Below are 17,821 nucleotides of genomic sequence, written 5' to 3' on the forward strand. Positions count from 1 at the left end.
AGTAAAGCTTTCTTGTTTTTTAAAATTCATAGGGGAACTCCTCGTTAGGCGGTTAATCAACGCTTACTGTGTCTATTTATTTTATATCAGGTAAATGGAGAATCGATTTCAAGAGTAGCTACTGAAAATGTGCCTATAAAGTCGGTAAAAACATATTTAAGCAATGTCTATTATCTAACTCAGTATCAACGTGGCTTGCAAGATGCCGATCAAACAACCAATTTGAAATATGCAATACACCGGATCGCCGGTGGAAGTGAAAATGCCATCCAAGGCGGTGAATAAAACCCAATGTAATCAGCTATGGGATATCAGTGAAAAATTAACCGGTGTGTCTTATGCGAAGCTCCTTCCTACTGATAGGTAATTTGCAGTTGGACGATGATTTGAATGCTTTTAAACATCAGGAAGGAATGAAAAAATAATGTTTTATTTTTTCCTCGTTTCAGTCGTAGTCATCCTTATCGTTCCATTGTTTATAGGCATACATCCAACGTTTGGCGGCAACTCATTAGAAAACAAAAACCGGCGTACGATGAGTTTGATAATTTTTCTAATGGGAAATTTGTCAATCAGGCTCCAACAAAGATGAGCATAAGTGCTACAGACCTTCTCTCCATGATTAAGGATTCTATTTTTGGAAGAAAAGATCGTAAACCTAGTGGTCCTACTCAGGTTTCAAGCTTGGATTGAAAAAAATAAACAGTAAAGAAGATAGTTTAACGTGGTTCGGACACTCTGCGTTCCTAATAAGTATTGATAATAATAAGCTACTTGTAGACCCTATGTTAGGACCTGTTGCTTCACCAGTTTCCTTCGCCGGCAGCAAACGATACGGTAAAGATATGCTGGATATTATTGATGAAATGCCATTTTTGGACGCTGTTTTTATTACACATGACCATTATGACCATCTAGATTATCACTCTATTAATAGACTAAAAAGTAAGGTCGGTCATTTCTTTGTCCCTCACGGAGTAGCTGCGCGATTCGCATGTTTCGTCGATAGACCCGTTAAGTTGATAAATCATACCATAAGTGACGGCGAAAAATTTTAATAATCCGCTCCTTCATTATTGAGACTGTCCTTCTTGAACAGGGGTCCTCGTTCGCAATTTGTGCGATTGGCCGCGCAAGACCTAATGGTCTTGCGCATTTTTTGTTACAGCCAATGAATTCATATTCAGTTCATAATAGCATGCTAGCGTATAGATCATGATTCGCAACATTATTTTGAGGAGATGGTTTGTGTGGCAACGAAAGCACAACAACATATTGCAATTATCGGTGGAGGTCCGGGCGGGTTAATGCTGGCTCTTGTTCTACAGAAAAAGGGTATTAGATCCACAATTTATGAACGTGAAATTAGCGACCAGAACGCTAAACGAGGGGGTTCACTGGACATTCATGAAGATTCCGGACAGCTAGCACTTCGAGAAGTAGGATTACTTGAACAATTTCAGGCGATAGCAAGATATTCAGGACAGGACCTTCGCCTTTTCGATAAGCATGGAAAAATCCATATCGATAATGTGGCGGACGACAATGCACCGGGAGATCGTCCGGAGATTGATCGAGGTAAACTATGTGAGCTGCTGTTGAACGCTTTAGAACCCGGATGCATCCGTTACGGCTATAAACTGGTTGAAGCATTGCCTCTGGATGAAGGCAAACATGAATTGCGCTTTGACAACGGACATACCGACATCGTTGATCTTGTCGTCGGAGCGGACGGGGCCTTCTCGCGCGTTCGTCCATTGCTTACGGATGCCGTGGCAGAATATACGGGAATCAGTAGGGTAGATCTCAGTATCGACAGCACAGCGCATCCTGAATTGGCTGCCTTTAACTCGCGGGGCAGCATGTTTGCTCTTGGCGATAATAAATCCATTAGTGGTCAACTCAATGGAGACGGCCGCATCAGAGTCGGATTATCTTTCAGAGCCGATCGGGATTGGCTGGATCATTGCGGTGTTGCGTTCGATCAACCCGGAGAGGCAAAACAACAGCTGCTGACTTACTTCGACGATTGGGCGGAGTCTCTGAAAAGTTATATTCGCTGCGCCGATGGAGCTATTATGACAAGACGCATTTATACGTTGCCCATCGGACTACGTTGGGATACCCAGCCTGGTGTTACGCTCATCGGCGACGCTGCCCATCTGGCCCCACCTGCTGGCGACGGAGTCAATCTTGCGATGCGAGATGCTATGGAGTTAGCCCTTTCGATTGTTCAACACAAAGGAGATCTAGTCAAGGCAATTGAGACTTATGAGCGCAAAATGTTCGCTTATTCTTCTGGTTCAGCCCAAATGTCGTATGAGAGCTTCAACCTCATGTTGTCCGACGATGCGGTAACCAAGGTGAAAAATCTGCTTGAAAAGTTCCTCGAGGGTGCTGATTCAAGCGAATAATTTTTACCATCAGGATACCGACTATAGGGGAGAAGAAGTTGTCGCAAATGATCCGCTGAACTCCCGCTCTGTGACCCCAAAAGAGTTTGATCCGGACGATATAGTGGATGCAGCCATGCAAGTTTTTTGGCAACGCGGTTATTCTGCGACCTCGATTCAAGATTTAGTCAAAGGCACCGAACTAGGTCGAAGCAGTATTTATAATGCCTTTGGTAGCAAACATGAACTTATGAGCACTCGCTTCGCCGATATCAGGAGTTAAAGGCATCGTACTTTTTTTGATACCACCAATTAAATAATTTTATTTATTTTGTTAACTATACAGGAAAAGACTTGTGGTAATAATATTCGCTTAAGTCGTCGCTAATGTCGAAGGACAAGAGCATAGTCCCATTGGAAGTCGCTATTTTAGCGGCTTTTTTGTTTTATCGGTACAAGTTCTTATCCAGAGCTAAGGACAAGAACTTGTGCCGATTCCGAAAAGGACAAGAATATAAGCCGATTACCGATTGAACTATTAATTAAATTTATTAAGCTAACAGGCCATAAATGGTTCCAAGAAACTTTAATGGAAATATATGTTGACCATTTCCGGAGTTCTATGATATATTTTTTTCGATGTTAATCGTAATCATTACGATTAACATCGAAAAATCCTAAAGTGAGGTCGTCGGCGTGAGAAGGGAGATCGATTTTGTTAAATTCAGTCCAACCCAAAACATGACCATTTTGGTGCAAACCCGTCATCCGGTCAAAGAATATGCCCTTATAGGATCCAAGATCATGTCTTATGACAGTGTGCATGCTGAACAAGTGGGGTTTATCGAGCCACCTAATCATGACTTGGCTCATGCCGCATTGAGAATGGCAGGAGGTGAATTTTGCGGTAATGCCTGCATGGCCTTGGCTGCCCACATTGCAACAGAAGAAGATGTACAGCCCCACAAGCTGCTCAGAGTTTTGCTAGAAGTTTCAGGAACGGATGAACTGGTAGTGTGTGAGGTTAAAAACAATGGAGATGCCTACGTCTGTCAGGTCATCATGCCTTTACCGAAGCAGATCGAACGGAAAACGATACCCTATGCAGATTCGGCTCTGGATCTAGCGATTATCAGATATCAGGATTTCATACATATCGTCATGGAAGTAGAGCAGTATGATGAGCCAACACGAATCACCGCTCAAACGATTGCTCAAGTGATCGGCGTAGCTGTAGGATCCAATCTGACCGGAATATTGCTATATAAACCCGTTACACATGAACTCCGGACCTTGATCTATGTTCCGAAACTGGACAGCTTAGTTTGGGAACGTGGATGCGGTTCAGGAACGGCTTCTCTTGGAGCCTATTTGGCATGGAAGAACAAAACATCCATCGAGTCCGCGATCCTGCAGCCAGGAGGAATAATTGATGTGGCAGCTGATTGGAATAATGGACGGCTGGCGACCCTTAAAGTTTCCGGGAACGTTAATATTGTAGCCAGAGGGAAAGCCTTTGTGGATATGTAACAATCTCACTAGGAGAAGAGAGGAAATCGTAATGTTGACAGCCGTGGATTTCCATAAATGCCTGCAAGAATACTTGGACAGATTTGTTGACTTGGTCAACAGGTACGATCAGACCGCCTCACATTTCGAGGAATTGCAGCTGATCATCGATAATTTTTCTGGATTTGTCACGGACAAAGAAAACAGTAAGGCGTGGGATCAACTAAAGCTGGATCAATCCGATGTACTGGCCTGCACTGCCGGGCAATTGAGAGCCATATCCGCACGCTGCGTCGCCATCATGGAAAAATACCGAGCCGTCCGTCTGCAGCAAGGGCATGCCGAAATCACCGAGTACTTCAAAAACATTGAAGCCTGCATCGAAAAAGAATTCGGCAGCTTTCAAATCACTTCCGCTTCCAAAGTGTTAATGGTGGGATCCGGCTCGTTTCCGATGACACCACTGTTGATCGCCAAGCGCACAGGAGCTGAGGTTGTGGGCATTGATATCGATGAAGAAGCGATTGCGCTTGGATCTAATGTCGTCAAGCAATTGGGACACGGCTTGAACATCCGTCTGGAGAACAAACACGTGGAGCAGCTCGAACATTTGAAAGGGCTGACCCATATCATTTTCAGCTCAACGGTTGAACAAAAATATGACATTCTGGACCAGCTCTATCCCTTGACCAGTGATGAGGCAGTTGTCGCGATGCGCTATGGCGACGGATTGAAATCGGTATTCAATTATCCCTTGAAACCATTGGACGGGCGAACCTGGAAGATTGCAGAGTACGTGCTGCGACCAGATGATGTGTTTGACATTGCGTTGTATCAAAAATGAAAGGGCAAGCCGGAAAGGAGACGCATCATGGATCATCTCCAGCGTATTTTGTTGCTGGGAACAGGCCCAGCGACCATTCAACTGGCGATCCTCTTCAAAAAGTATATGAAATGCCATGTGGGGATCGTAGGAAGAGATTCTGTTCGTTCCACCGATTTTTTCGAATCGCTTGAGCGCAGTGAACGACGGATCCAGGCGGATGTTCAAAATGAGCAGCATCGAAGGATGAAAGGTGAGTGCATCATCGATCAGGTTTTTCAAGGATATGAAACAATAGAAGGCGAATGGGACACGATTATTTTTGCGGTGACTACAGATGCCTATGTCGAAGTTTTGGACCGAATCCGTGCCGCGCTTCTGCACAACGTGAGGTGCATCGTGCTCATCTCCCCGACATTCGGGTCAAACTGCCTGGTCAGCCACTATTTGCGCCGTATGAATGTCGATGCAGAAGTGATCAGCTTCTCTACATATTTGGGGGATACCCGTTGGCTGCATGGCAGTCCATCCAATCAGGTCATTACCACTGGGGTCAAGAAAAAGGTGTATATCGGTTCAACACAGCAATCTTCGGCAGCTGTCCACAAGCTGTGCAGCATGTTTGAAACACTGGGCATTGCTTTGGAGGTGATGGCCACCCCGTTTGAGGCAGAGACCAGGAATATCTCGTTGTACGTTCATCCGCCGCTGTTCATGAATGAGTTCACTTTAGGGGCCATCTTCGATAAATCGGACACCCAAAAGTATGTATACAAACTATACCCCGAAGGTCCGATTACACAATACCTGATCCGTGACATGCTGTCCCAGTGGAAAGAAATTATGGACATTACAGACCGATTAAATATTCGGAAGTTAAACCTGCTCCAATTCATGACGGATGATAATTACCCGGTAAGAACGGAGAGTTTGTCGCGCCACGACATCGACCGCTTCAATGAGTTGGGGGCCATCCATCAAGAGTACTTGCTGTATATTCGGTATTCGTCGTTACTTATTGATCCATTTTCAGAACCGGACGCAGATGGGAAGTACTTTGACTTTTCGGCGGTGCCGATCCGATCGATGTTTCTTAATAAAGAAGGCCGCCTGGATATCCCAAGGATGCCCAAGGAGGATTACTACCGCATCAAAGTGATTCAGGGCATAGCCCGCTATCTGGAGTTGCGATGTCCCACCATAGACCAGTTCGTCAAAACGTATGAGCACAAAATTACAGAAGTGGCACAAGAACATCAGGGCGAGTTGTTGTCGGATGCATTCACCGTTCAGGATTTTCATGAACATATCAGCATGATTTGCCGGGAAATCGATCAAATCCGAATTTAGATCAATGACCATACGATCGTGATAGTAAAGTTCAGGAGGGTAACTTGTGAAAAAAATAGTTGCTGCGGGTCTGCTGATTGCATTTGCATTCCTTGGTGGATGCGGTACAACCGGTGAATCCCATGAAGAAGCGGCATCGGGAATCGGCCAAACGGAAAGTAAACCGGAAACGGAAATAACTTATGCTTCATCTAAAGATATCAATGACATGAATCCTCACTTGTACTTGGGGTCTATGCCAGCCCAAGGCATGGTATATGAATCTCTGGTCGAAAACACGAAGGACGGGATCATGCCGTTGCTGGCTGAATCGTGGGAAATTTCGGAGGACGGCAAAACTTATCTCTTCCACTTAAGAAAAGGGGTAACGTTTCACGATGGTGAGCCCTTTAATGCGGAAGCCGTGAAGCGAAATATGGATGCCGTTCAAGCCAACGCCGACAAACATTCATGGATCAAATTATCCAGCAAGATAAAGAGTGTCGAGGCGGTCGATGAGTACACCGTGAAGTTATCATTGACCGGGCCTTATGATCCGACTTTGGTTGAACTGTCCATGACCAGGCCCTATGTTTTCGTGTCTCCCAAGGATTTCAAGAATGGAGGAACGAAAGATGGATTGAACGGCTACCATGGTACGGGTCCTTACAAGCTGGCTGAGCACAAAGTGAATCAATATGCAGTTTTTGTTGCAAACGAAAACTATTGGGGCGGCCCGCCATCGATCAAACGCATCACCGCAAAAGTCCTTCCCGCCGGGGAGACTACCTTTTTAGCGCTGCAAAAAGGAGAAGTGAATTTTGTGTTCACCGATGACCGCGGCGCGGACAGCATTGATCCTGAATCTATGAAACAGCTGGCGGATTCCGGGCAGTTTCAAGTCATTCGAAGCGAAGCGATGAATACCAAGATGATCGTTGCCAACACCAGCAGAACTGATCGTCCTGTCCATGAGACGGCGGTCCGGGAAGCTCTCTGGTACGCAATAGATCGTGAAACTATAAGTCAGGATATTTTCGACGGAATGGAAACACCAGCAAGCACACTGTTCTCCTCCAATGTCAATTACGCCAATGTGGAGTTGAAAGAGCGCGGTTATGATGCGGAGAAAGCGGAACAAATTCTGCAGGACGCCGGCTGGGTATCCGGGAATGCGGGGAGTGCCAGAGTCAAAGAAGGAAAGCGGCTTGCCATGAGCTTGTACTACGACAGCAACTCTTCATCCCAAAAAACGGAGGCTGAATACATACAGCATGCCGTTAAAAACATAGGCATGGAACTGGAAATCATCGGTGAAGAATCCTCTTCCATCGCCAATCGGAGAGCCTCGGGGGACTATGATCTGCTGTTCAATCAAACCTGGGGACTCGCCTATGATCCGCAAAGCACCATTGCAGCCTTCACATCCTCATCGTCGTACCTGCATGCGACAAAAGGGATTACAGAAGCCGACGAGCTGTACGGCGATATCGAAGCGGTCATGGCGTCAACAGATGAGAATGATCGGAAAAAGCTGTACGCCGACATTTTAACTATAGTTCATGACGAAGCGGTGTTTATTCCGTTAACCCATGGCCGGGTTTCTGTGGTTGCTCCCAGCAGTTTACAAGGAATTTCATTCAAACAAACGCAATTTGAGCTTCCTTTTGAACAAATGCACTTCACGTCATAAATGGTAATGCAGTTTGAGCCAAAGGAGATCTTATGGGGATTTATATTGTCAAAAGGTTGTTGATGTCTCTCCCGCTTCTTCTCCTGATTTCATTTCTGACCTTCTTCCTCGTGAATTTGTCACCTATGGACCCTGCTGAAGCGGTGCTGCGGGCGCAGGAAGTCCCGGAAATCACTGACACGCTGATGGCCCATGCGCGAGAAGATTTGGGGTTGAATCAACCGTTTATCGTGCAATATGCGAACTGGCTGGTAGCATGCTTGCATCTGGATTTTGGAGAATCCTATGTGAACGGGCAACCGGTGCTGTCATTGATCGGTCCGGCGTTTCTCCATACGCTGCAGCTGACTCTCGTCTCGTCTGTCGTCATTATCGCGCTGTCGATCATTTTAGGCGTTCTCTGTGCCATCAAGGAAGGAACCATGGTGGATCATTCGGTCCGCGCGGTTTCTTTCTTCCTGATCTCCATGCCGTCTTATCTGCTAGGCACAGTGATGATTTGGTTTTTCTCGGTGAAGCTGGATCTGCTGCCGACAAGCGGGATGGAGACGATACGCAGCTATATTCTGCCTGTTGCCGTGCTAGCCGCTGGCTATGCCGGCATCTATTTTCGAAATATCAGGAGCTCCATGCTGAACAATTTAAATGAAGACTATGTGCTCTACGGAAGAGCAAGCGGATTACCGGAAAAGAAAATTGTTCTGCATATTTTGAGAAATTCGCTCCAAGTGGCTGTCTCCATCTTTTGCCTGTCCGTCCCTGCGATTCTGGGCAGCACGGTCGTCGTAGAGAATGTGTTTGCGTGGCCGGGCATCGGCAGGCTCAGTGTTCAGGCCATTCTGAGTAGAGATTTCCCGATCATACAGGCGTATGTTCTGGTATTAGCGGCGGCTTTCGTTCTCTTCAATGCTCTGGCCGATATCGTCAATGCTGCGCTTAATCCCAGACTAAGAAAGGAGATCGGATGAGAACCATACGAAGTCTAGGCCAAAATAAGCTGACACTGGCATCCCTGATGATTGTGCTTGCGATCCTTCTTGTAGGCATATGCGCTCCGATGTTCGCCCCGCATGATCCGAATGAAGTCAACATGAAGCTAAGATATTCAGGTCCATCCTGGGATTATTGGCTGGGGAACGATCATTTGGGAAGATGCGTATTATCCCGGTTAATCTTTGGCATTCGTCCAAGCGTTCTGTGGGTATTGATCACACTGGCCATTTCGGTAGGGATTGGGGCTGTCGTAGGATTTATCGCGGGTTATTTCAAAGGGAAGACGGATAACCTGATCATGCGAACTTGTGATGTCATGCTTTCGTTTCCCGGATATGTCATGACGCTGGCTGTCGTTGGCATTCTGGGTCCCGGCCTGGGGAACATTCTGATTGCCTTTGTCGTTATGAAATGGGCATGGTTCGCAAGAGTCATCCGCACATCCGTCATGCAGTATTCTGAGATGGGTTATGTACAGTTTTCAAGGGCAAGCGGAATCAGCCATGTCAACATTATAAGAAAGCACCTTATTCCTGTGACTCTTTCCGATATTGGCGTAATCGCGAGCAATTCCATAAGTTCCATGATATTGCAAATATCAGGCCTTTCTTTTCTTGGTATGGGCATCCAGGCGCCTAATGCCGAGTGGGGCATGATGCTGAATGAGGCCAAGTCCGTGATGTTCTCACATCCGGAGCTGATGCTGGCGCCCGGCGCGGCCATGGTGATTACGGTTGCAGCATTTAACTTTCTGGCAGATGGAATCCAGATTGCGCTGGATCCCAAACGAATGAGCTCGCAAGACATCCGTCAAGCGGAAAAGGTGGAGAAATCAGTTTATGAATATGTTGGAAGTTAACCATCTCAAGGTTTGGGATTCAAGGACCCATCATCCGATTATTCATGGCAGTTCTTTTCAAGTGGAGTCGGGAAAATGCCTTGCCATCATAGGGGAGAGCGGGAGCGGTAAGTCCGTGACGTGCCGGTCGGTAATTCGCTTGAACTCTCCGTCCCTTGCAAGTTCCGGAGATATCTTTTTTCAGGGGGAAAACCTGACAGACCTGTCCGACCAAGACATGCGGAAGCGGAGAGGGAAACAGATTGGCATGATTGTACAAAACGGCATGCGGGCGTTTGATCCTTCCTGTGTCGTTGGCGTTCATTTCAAAGAAACGCTGAAAACCCATTATGGCTGGAGCAAGAGCGAAACGGAAAGAAACATGTCCCGAGCCATGGAAAAGGTAGCGCTGAGAAATCCGCTGGACCTCATGAACCGGTATCCTTTTCAATTGTCGGGGGGAATGCTGCAGCGTATGATGATTGCCTTGACTCTCGTCCTGGAGCCGGACTTGATCATCGCAGACGAACCTACCACGGCACTGGATACGATTACGCAATTTGAGGTTGTCGAGCAGTTGAGGCTGCTGCGGGAACGATTGGATTGTTCCATGCTCTTTATTTCACATGATCTGGGAGTCGTAAAGAAAATCGCCGATGACGTGTTGGTCATGAACCAAGGAAAGATTGTAGAACGGGGGGCTGTTCAAGCCGTTTTTGAACATCCCAGCCATCCGCATACACAATTTTTGGTCTCGACGCGGATGGAGCTCGCCTCCCATTTCAAGCAGATTATGGAGGAGGACGATGCCCCATGCTGAACGTCGTGAATGTCGACAAGTCGTACAAGGCTGACGGGATGTTCACGGGGAAGCCCCGGAAGATTCTGAAGAATGTGAGCTTCGAGTGCTTCAGCGGCGAATGTCTCGGAATCCTCGGTGAAAGCGGTAGCGGGAAATCAACTCTTGGGCGCCTGCTGCTGGGATTGGAGAAGCCCGATCGCGGCAGCGTTTTATTCGAAGGGAAGAACGTAATCCATCGAACGGTGAGAAAAGGTAAGCTGAGTGCCGTATTTCAAGATTATACCTCATCCATCCACCCCATGTTTACTGTGGAGCAAGCCATTCTGGAGCCGCTGAATGCACAGCAATCATTATCTCGGAGCGAGAAACGAAGCAAGGTCGACCTGCTATTGACTCAAGTTGGATTGGACCCTGCCTACAAGAGCAAGTATGCGCATGAGTTATCGGGTGGAGAAGCTCAAAGAGTATGTATCGCAAGGGCGATATCGACCGAGCCCCGATGCATCGTATTGGACGAAGCGGTCAGCTCTCTGGATGTATCGGTTCAAATTCAGGTCCTGAAGCTGTTAAAACAGTTAAAGCAGCTGTACGCTATGAGCTACATTTTTATTACTCATGACATTATGGCGGCGTCCTACATTTGTGACCGTATTCTTGTTGTCAAGGATGGCCAGATTGAAGAAACCATAAGAGTGGAGAACCTGAAAGAGGCGAAGTCCGCCTATACGCAGCGATTGTTGAAATCCTTGATTTCGTTTTAAACGGGAACATGTATCGTCCAGATGTATAAGAAGGGAGGGAAAGCGGTTGAATCAGGCAATGTCTTGGCCCTTTATCCGGTTGTACCTGCTGGCACTGCTTTACTTTAGCGCCAACGCGATACTGAATGTCATGATTCCGCTGCAGGGGAAAGCGTGGGGAGCGAGCAGCACGTCCATCGGACTGATCATGGGAGCTTATATGTTCACGACGATGTTTTTTCGGCCGTGGGCAGGCCGGATCATTCAAAAGCATGGACCGGTGAAAGTGCTGCGTCTCATCCTGGTCATCAATGGCATTGCTTTGATCCTGTACACCATCACGGGATTTAGCGGTTATTTGGTCGCGCGGATTTTGCAGGGCGTATCGACTGCATTTTTTTCCATGTCGCTGCAGATTGGCATCATCGATGCTCTCCCCGAGAAGGAACGTTCGCAAGGCATATCCTTTTATTCCTTGTTTACCTATATTCCCGGTATTCTTGGTCCGCTCCTGGCATTGGCATTGTGGCAAAGCGGAGGAATGAACTTCTTTACCATAACCATGATCGCCATAGCGATCATCACGGGAATGTTTGGTTACAGTGTAAAAGTGGAAAGAACCGGGGATTCGCAAACACTACCGGCTGAGCAGGGTGCAGGTCTATTGAAATCTTATGCCCAATTGGTCAGAAATCCGTTCCTGTTTCAGTGCAGCCTTCTCATGCTGACGGCCTCCATGGTATTCGGAGCAACGACGGCCTTTATTCCTGTCTACGCTTTTTCGCTGCCGCAGGGGAATGCCGGCATCTATTTGGCCATCCAGGCAAGTGTCGTCGTGATTGCTCGATATACATTGCGCAAAAGAATTCCGTCAGATGCTCAATGGCGCTCTTCCTTGATGATGGGAATGATGTTGATCCTCGCGTTTGCGGCCGGAAGCATAAGCTATTCGATCCATGGAGGGGCTGTTTTCTTTTACGCCGGTGCGGTTCTGATGGGCGCTGCCCAGGCCATTATATATCCGACGCTCACAACGTTTTTATCCTTCGTCCTGCCGCAGACGGATCGCAATGTGTTGATCGGTTTATTTATCGCCACGGCCGATCTCGGTGTCTCATTAGGCGGTGCGGTGATGGGGCCGGTCGCTGATCTGACTTCCTATTCATGGATGTATATGTTTTGTGCACTTCTGGCCGGGGTGATGACGCTTGCCGCCTATGATCGACGCAAGTGGTTTCGGGCGGGAAAGCAAGCGGAGGAACTGAGACATCCGGAGCAGATCCACTAATATGTCTGTAAGGGGATTACATCGATGGCAGATGATTGCCGTAATGGACAAGAACATAATCCGATTACCGATTAGATAAGCATCAAACTACATTTCACTACACTAATTCATTAAGCTAACGGGCAGGATAGTGTAAACATATCGCTAATTATCAAGTATTTAGAACCTTGCTCAGTCATAACCACGGATGAAACATTCCCGCTCCCCCAGCCGTCTATAAGAATAACTGGCTTCATGGCCTATAGATCTTCCTGACGGAAGGGACGATGAGATGAAAATGAAACAGTTCTATATGTTCACTCTGGTGGTGCTACTCACCGTTGGAGTTCCCGTCTGGTCGGGCGGGAACTCATGGGAGGCTGAGGCGGTAGCTTCAACAGCCGCCAATGAGCCACCTGCCGCCGAAAACGATATTGTGACCGTGCCGGCATCATCGGCGCAGCCGGCGGCCATTCAAGCGGATAATGTTCGGCGGGTCCAAATGAGTCACGCCGATCTGGAGTGGGTGCCACTGTTCGCCTCGCGCGCAGCAGATCAAAGCGCTATTACGAAGACGGCTGGCTTCGTTAACCGGCTGCTTAAGAACGCAAAGCCGTCGACGGAGCAGTTGGTCGGAGAGGATGCCTTTTTCGCCACTAGTGTAGATGTCATGCTAACCGACGGGACCGATATCTACTTGCAATTCAAGGATTCGAAGCACGTTCTCATCCATATCGGCGAAGATAAATATATCGCCCAGGATGCCACAGCCCTCAAAGATTTTTACGAATTGCTGGCGGTATCTCCGCAGACCGATATAAGCACGCTCAAGCCGGTCATTGGACAGACGGTTCGTATTACGGGCAATGACGCGAGTAACTATGAAGGAACGGTTCGGATCTTCATTGAGACATCCGGCTCATCCGGAGGCTATATGACAGCGAAGGGCGTGGATTATCCATCCAAAAGAGCACTGCTCGTCCATACCGCGCCTTACTCTGAAGCACGGTACGATTTTCAATTCACGATGCCGGCCTACGGCGAGGCGATTGACGGTACCTTCAAGCCGATCGCACCTGGCACTTATGACCTCTACATCGACACCGGCTCGAGAACAACCATACGCAGCGTAATGGTCGCTCCTGCAGCCGCTCCTACGCTGGCCATCAACGGTGTCACGGTGAACGATCCGGCGCTTGCGCCGATCGTCTCGAACGGCGTCATGCTGCTGCCGATGCGCGCGCTTGCGGAATCGTTCGGCTGGTATGTAAGATGGGACGCCGCGTATAAAGCCGCCTTCGTTTCTACACAGCCTGATACGCAGGGAATCAACCTAGGAAAAGGCGCAGCGTTGTCGCTATGGGTGAACGGCAAGAAGCTTACCGGCGCGAACGCCAAACCGGTGATTGTGAAGGGACGTGTTTATTTGCCGCTGCGCGCGACGGCGGAAGCGTTCGGTTTCCAGCTGACGTGGACGCCAAGCGTTCGCGGCGCGCTGCTCGTATTCATGCCGCAGTTACTCGATGAAGGCGTGTATGCGGGAGAAGCGAAGAAGTTGGCCGCCGCGAAGCTGCTCAACGGCTATGTCAAAGCCATGAATGGTCGCGACGCCGCTGCGCTCGGCCGGCTGTTCGTGAAGAACGGCACGCCGGCGCAGTCGTTCGAGATCATCGGCCAGCGATTCATTACGGGCGTCCGCTCCGTGACGTTCGAAGACCGTCCCGGCGGCGCACTGCTGGCGTATGTGACGTTCAGTTACCTGTTCGATCAGCACGGCAATAAGTCGGGCACTACAGGAATCGTGTTCATGCAGGAAAATGGCGAGTGGAAAATCGCTGACGTCGACTGAGGGAACAATAGTTCAAAACAACAAACAGCAGCCGGCAAGTAATTGGCTGCTGTTTTTGTTAAGCTAACGGGCAGGTAAACTCAATATAGAAAGTGTGATGATAAATGTTAGTACTGGAAAGGTAGGGGGTGTAAATATGTGCTCAATGAAGACATTGAAGGTAGCCGGTTTTTGGTAGGTTGCCTTTTTCTCAACTAACGGGCAGGATAATGGAAATGAATTGAAGAAATTTTGTTGTAAAATTCTATTTTAAGAAGAGTGTTTATATTGAGTCAAAATGAGCAATGGCATCGTCATCTGGATCGAAGATGCCGGTATGATATGCAACTTCGATGTACAATCAAGGAGAAACTACATTATTGCGGAAGGAGGAATGTCCAGAGGCAAATGACGTACTTAAAATCGTTTTTCCTGCATGGGATGATGAAACCATTGATAAATTCTTTCAGCTGCAATCCTATTACGTGATAGGTTTATTTCCTTATACATCGCCGGCACCGATCCAAAAACAAGCTATGGACAAGCCGGAATCCCTTAAGAATGTATAATACAGCTTATACATATATCGTTAACTTAAAGCTAATATACAAAAAGAGAGGTGTATTTATGAAGTCAAAGCTTTTATTAACTATTATTTCTTTCACATTATTTTTTTCCTTAATGGGTACGATAGAAGCAAAGAGTATTCAAACTAAAAATGATACGAGTACTGATCTTAAAAACACGATGGTTCTTTCCCTGGACAGTTCCGTGGCATTAATCAATGGTCAAAAGGAATCGGCTGTAAAACCGATTGTTAAAGATGGAAGAACATTAGTGCCACTTCGTTTGATATCTGAAGGATTTGGTGCAGTAGTAGATTTCAATACAAAAAGTCAGTCCATTCGCATTCAGTATTCAAATAAAACAATTTTAATGAAAATAAAAAATAAAAACATCACTATAGACGGTAAAACCGTTGCTATGGATGTACCTGCAAACATCTACAATGGCTCAACCTATATTCCTCTAAGATACATTGGGGAGGCTCTGAACAAAAAAGTAGTATATCAAAAAAGCACTGAAACTCAGCCATATCGACTTATTATTATAAGGGATGTCAATACTTCAACGATTGAAGAGTCCAAACTAATTCGCGTCTATGGGCTGACCTACGAAGGTAAGAATGTTATTTATAGTGATAAATATTTAGCTGTAACAAAAGAGAACAATAAATTACGGGTAAGCCAAGATTTCTATACGTTCAACGACTTTAGTTATCATGTAACAAATGACGACAAGAAAACAGTTCATCTTGGAGATATTTGGTTCAAAACTGAGAAGAGTGACTTCTATCTGATTTATGACTACAATACAACGCAAAAATTTATTTTATATCAGGTAAATGGAGAATCGATTTCAAGAGTAGCTGCTGAAAATGTGCCTATAAAGTCGGTAAAAACATATTTAGGCAATGTCTATTATCTAACTCAGTATCAACGTGGCTTGCTAGATGCCGATCAAACAACCAATTTGAAATATGCAACATACAATAATGGACAATGGTCTTCAGATTATTTAGGTAAGCCTGGATTTTATTATGGGTTTGATACCTTAGGTAAGGTCTATGATTGGACCATTGACAAAGATGGGATCTCTACATTCGGTTATCAACGCGCTGGAAATCTAAGTTCAGATGAAAGGAAAAAAACGTTTGGACAGTACAAAATCAAGCTGAGTGGGCACCAACACGAGCTTTTGAAGCCATAATGAATTACCATCTTGAGTATAAGAGGGTGTCCCAAAAGTAAACTTTGGAACACCCTCAGCAACAAAATAGGATGTTGCTCGTAAAAAACCAAGGAGCTAGGCGTCTATTCTCACTTAGCTAATTTAGCTAATAAGAGCCGCCTGTCGGGGGACAAGAACATAGTCCCATTAGAAGTCGCAATTTTAGCGGCTTTTTTATTTTATCGGTACAAGTTCTCGTCCCGAGCTAAAGACAAGAACTTGTACCGATTGCCGAAATGGACAAGAATATGTTCTCATTTACGATTAGGTATATATCTAATTCGTATTCTGCTTAGCCGATTCTCACGATCAGCTACCGCTTTCTGTTGAGGTAACGAAGGGTAAGCTACATCTGTCAGATAACTAGGACTCATGCAACTGCCCGGACTCCTTGTGACGCCAATTTACGAATACCAAGGACAATGCAATTAACGTGAGGATAATCCCAAGTACTCGAAATCCCTCGAAGCTGAAGTTATCTCCCATTACGCTGCTAATGAGTAATGAAGAGAGAATGGTTCCCAGGTATCTTGAGGTATTAAATATACCAGATGCTACACCTATAAATTCTTTTGGTGAACTTTTGAATAAGGCCGCTTGCATAGCGACACTGTTTAACCCGTTGCTAATACCGAATGCAGCTAAAGCCAGACACACACTGATAACCGGTGAAGTCTGATCCAGTGTCATGATCACGATCCATACGGACCCAAATGTCATCAGGATTCCGGACAGAAGCAATGCTGGTCGAGGTCCTGATTTATCGATCCATCGTCCTGCCATTGGAGAAGCAACGAGCGAGCACAAGCCTAAGCTTAGCATGAGCATCCCGGTATGGAACTCGCTGACATGACGTACGATTTGCAAGTAGGACGGAAGCCCGAAAAAGAGAGAGTAAAAAAGCAAGTTAACGACCATGAATTCGACATTGACCCAAGTCATTGCAGGATATTTAGCGAAAGTGCGTAAAGGAATAAAGGGTGCCTTCGCTTTTAACTCATGTCGCACGAAAGCTACCAGTCCAACGAAGCCAATCAGCCCGACAATAACGTTACTAAATGAAATTTGACCAGATGATTTTGCGGACAATAATCCAACGAGCAGAGCAACCAGACCCACGGTGAATAGCAGAACTCCTGGCGCATCAATCAAATCAGACCATCTGCGAAAGGACATGTTGCGAGCAACGGATGTCATAGACGGAGCATCATTAGGAATATGCCTCCAAGCTAATAAAAAGCTTGTCACTGCGAAGGGGATATTAACCAAAAAGATAGCAGGCCAGCCCCACCAGTGAATAATGACCCCGCCAATAAAGGGGCCAATCGCTGCCGCTCCGGATAGGAATATGGACAAGACTGACAGTGCAGTCGCTTGTTTCTCCCTAATATGAATTCGCACAATGGCCATTCCAACCGCAACCATCATGCTTGTTCCTATGGATTGCACAATGCGGAACACGATGAGCCAACCAAAGTTTGGGGATAGTGGAGCTAATAATGATGCAACGAAGGATACAACAAGCCCACTAAGAAATATCCTCCTCCTACCGAATAAATCGCTGGCTTTTCCCATGATAGGTTGAGCGATAGCACTCGCAATGTAGAAAGAAAAAATGATCCAGGATACCACTGTAAAGTCGAGTTGGAACACATTTTGTAGCCTTGGAATAGCAACTGAAATCATTGAAGAATTTAATGGGTTCAATAGAATCCCTAATCCAACGGAGATCATCAACCACCTATTGCGAATACTCATTTTTATCCCTCCGATCTGTATGTTAGTGTCATCATCGTACTTGAAATCATTTATTTA

Annotated in this window: 16 protein-coding genes; 15 read left to right on the forward strand and 1 reads right to left on the reverse strand. The window is 46.5% G+C overall.

The features are described from left to right. Window positions 1–689: 689 nt before the first annotated feature. The 15 genes from ABID47_RS07560 (at window position 690) to ABID47_RS07630 (ending at window position 15,985) form a co-directional block, all read left to right on the forward strand. Window positions 690–1,058 carry an MBL fold metallo-hydrolase gene (locus tag ABID47_RS07560; protein ID WP_354495535.1) on the forward strand — a complete coding sequence of 123 codons (369 nt, stop codon included), beginning with the start codon at window positions 690–692 and terminating at the stop codon, window positions 1,056–1,058. A gap of 183 nt (window positions 1,059–1,241) precedes the next feature. Further along, a complete protein-coding gene (locus tag ABID47_RS07565; RefSeq protein WP_354495536.1) occupies window positions 1,242–2,414 on the forward strand; it encodes an FAD-dependent oxidoreductase in 1,173 nt (390 codons plus the stop codon). Then, a complete protein-coding gene (locus ABID47_RS07570; RefSeq protein WP_354495537.1) occupies window positions 2,395–2,676 on the forward strand; it encodes a TetR/AcrR family transcriptional regulator in 282 nt (93 codons plus the stop codon). Before ABID47_RS07565 ends, ABID47_RS07570 begins: the two co-directional genes overlap by 20 nt. Before the next feature lie 413 nt (window positions 2,677–3,089). Continuing rightward, window positions 3,090–3,923 carry a diaminopimelate epimerase gene (locus ABID47_RS07575; RefSeq protein ID WP_354495538.1) on the forward strand — a complete coding sequence of 278 codons (834 nt, stop codon included), beginning with the start codon at window positions 3,090–3,092 and terminating at the stop codon, window positions 3,921–3,923. A 31-nt stretch (window positions 3,924–3,954) separates the two neighbouring features. Then, the gene (locus ABID47_RS07580) at window positions 3,955–4,746 is read left to right on the forward strand and encodes a nicotianamine synthase family protein (protein WP_354495539.1); all 792 of its coding nucleotides are present in this window, start codon (window positions 3,955–3,957) and stop codon (window positions 4,744–4,746) included. Window positions 4,747–4,773: 27 nt separating this feature from the next. Then, window positions 4,774–6,075, forward strand: coding sequence for an opine metallophore biosynthesis dehydrogenase (locus ABID47_RS07585; protein WP_354495540.1), 1,302 nt, complete (start codon window positions 4,774–4,776; stop codon window positions 6,073–6,075). Window positions 6,076–6,121: 46 nt separating this feature from the next. After that, entirely contained in the window at window positions 6,122–7,747 is a 1,626-nt protein-coding gene (cntA, locus tag ABID47_RS07590; RefSeq protein ID WP_435530591.1) for a staphylopine-dependent metal ABC transporter substrate-binding lipoprotein, read from the forward strand. A 32-nt stretch (window positions 7,748–7,779) separates the two neighbouring features. After that, window positions 7,780–8,715 (forward strand): nickel/cobalt ABC transporter permease, encoded by a 936-nt coding sequence (opp1B, locus tag ABID47_RS07595; RefSeq protein WP_354495541.1) that lies wholly within the window; start codon window positions 7,780–7,782, stop codon window positions 8,713–8,715. Next, entirely contained in the window at window positions 8,712–9,599 is an 888-nt protein-coding gene (cntC, locus tag ABID47_RS07600; protein ID WP_354495542.1) for a staphylopine uptake ABC transporter permease subunit CntC, read from the forward strand. Before opp1B ends, cntC begins: the two co-directional genes overlap by 4 nt. Further along, window positions 9,580–10,398, forward strand: coding sequence for a staphylopine uptake ABC transporter ATP-binding protein CntD (cntD, locus tag ABID47_RS07605; RefSeq protein ID WP_354495543.1), 819 nt, complete (start codon window positions 9,580–9,582; stop codon window positions 10,396–10,398). Before cntC ends, cntD begins: the two co-directional genes overlap by 20 nt. Beyond that, on the forward strand, window positions 10,392–11,141 hold the full coding sequence (locus ABID47_RS07610; RefSeq protein ID WP_354495544.1) for an ABC transporter ATP-binding protein: 750 nt from the start codon (window positions 10,392–10,394) through the stop codon (window positions 11,139–11,141). The genes cntD and ABID47_RS07610 overlap by 7 nt, the downstream gene beginning before the upstream one ends. A gap of 46 nt (window positions 11,142–11,187) precedes the next feature. Beyond that, complete coding sequence (gene cntE, locus ABID47_RS07615; protein WP_354495545.1) at window positions 11,188–12,408, forward strand: staphylopine family metallophore export MFS transporter CntE; 1,221 nt, start codon at window positions 11,188–11,190, stop codon at window positions 12,406–12,408. Between the two features lie 271 nt (window positions 12,409–12,679). Then, window positions 12,680–14,236 carry a copper amine oxidase N-terminal domain-containing protein gene (locus ABID47_RS07620; protein ID WP_354495546.1) on the forward strand — a complete coding sequence of 519 codons (1,557 nt, stop codon included), beginning with the start codon at window positions 12,680–12,682 and terminating at the stop codon, window positions 14,234–14,236. Window positions 14,237–14,595: 359 nt separating this feature from the next. Further along, window positions 14,596–14,784, forward strand: a complete 189-nt coding sequence (locus ABID47_RS07625; protein WP_354495547.1) for a hypothetical protein — start codon at window positions 14,596–14,598, stop codon at window positions 14,782–14,784. 58 nt (window positions 14,785–14,842) lie between these two features. Then, complete coding sequence (locus tag ABID47_RS07630) at window positions 14,843–15,985, forward strand: copper amine oxidase N-terminal domain-containing protein (protein WP_354495548.1); 1,143 nt, start codon at window positions 14,843–14,845, stop codon at window positions 15,983–15,985. 384 nt (window positions 15,986–16,369) lie between these two features. Here ABID47_RS07630 and ABID47_RS07635 read toward each other — a convergent pair whose 3' ends face one another. Then, a complete protein-coding gene (locus ABID47_RS07635; protein WP_354495549.1) occupies window positions 16,370–17,764 on the reverse strand; it encodes an MFS transporter in 1,395 nt (464 codons plus the stop codon). Window positions 17,765–17,821 lie beyond the last annotated feature (57 nt).

Source organism: Paenibacillus favisporus (assembly GCF_040545415.1).
GTDB lineage: Bacteria > Bacillota > Bacilli > Paenibacillales > Paenibacillaceae > Paenibacillus_AQ > Paenibacillus_AQ favisporus.

Bases quoted from the DNA above. Each gene is read 5' to 3' on its own strand.
- ABID47_RS07565 (WP_354495536.1), top strand. From the start codon at position 1,242: ATGGTTTGTGTGGCAACGAAAGCACAACAACATATTGCAATTATCGGT.
- ABID47_RS07580 (WP_354495539.1), top strand. From the start codon at position 3,955: ATGTTGACAGCCGTGGATTTCCATAAATGCCTGCAAGAATACTTGGAC.
- ABID47_RS07585 (WP_354495540.1), top strand. From the start codon at position 4,774: ATGGATCATCTCCAGCGTATTTTGTTGCTGGGAACAGGCCCAGCGACC.
- opp1B (WP_354495541.1), top strand. From the start codon at position 7,780: ATGGGGATTTATATTGTCAAAAGGTTGTTGATGTCTCTCCCGCTTCTT.
- cntC (WP_354495542.1), top strand. From the start codon at position 8,712: ATGAGAACCATACGAAGTCTAGGCCAAAATAAGCTGACACTGGCATCC.
- cntD (WP_354495543.1), top strand. From the start codon at position 9,580: ATGAATATGTTGGAAGTTAACCATCTCAAGGTTTGGGATTCAAGGACC.
- ABID47_RS07610 (WP_354495544.1), top strand. From the start codon at position 10,392: ATGCTGAACGTCGTGAATGTCGACAAGTCGTACAAGGCTGACGGGATG.
- ABID47_RS07620 (WP_354495546.1), top strand. From the start codon at position 12,680: ATGAAAATGAAACAGTTCTATATGTTCACTCTGGTGGTGCTACTCACC.
- ABID47_RS07630 (WP_354495548.1), top strand. From the start codon at position 14,843: ATGAAGTCAAAGCTTTTATTAACTATTATTTCTTTCACATTATTTTTT.
- ABID47_RS07635 (WP_354495549.1), bottom strand. From the start codon at position 17,764: ATGAGTATTCGCAATAGGTGGTTGATGATCTCCGTTGGATTAGGGATT.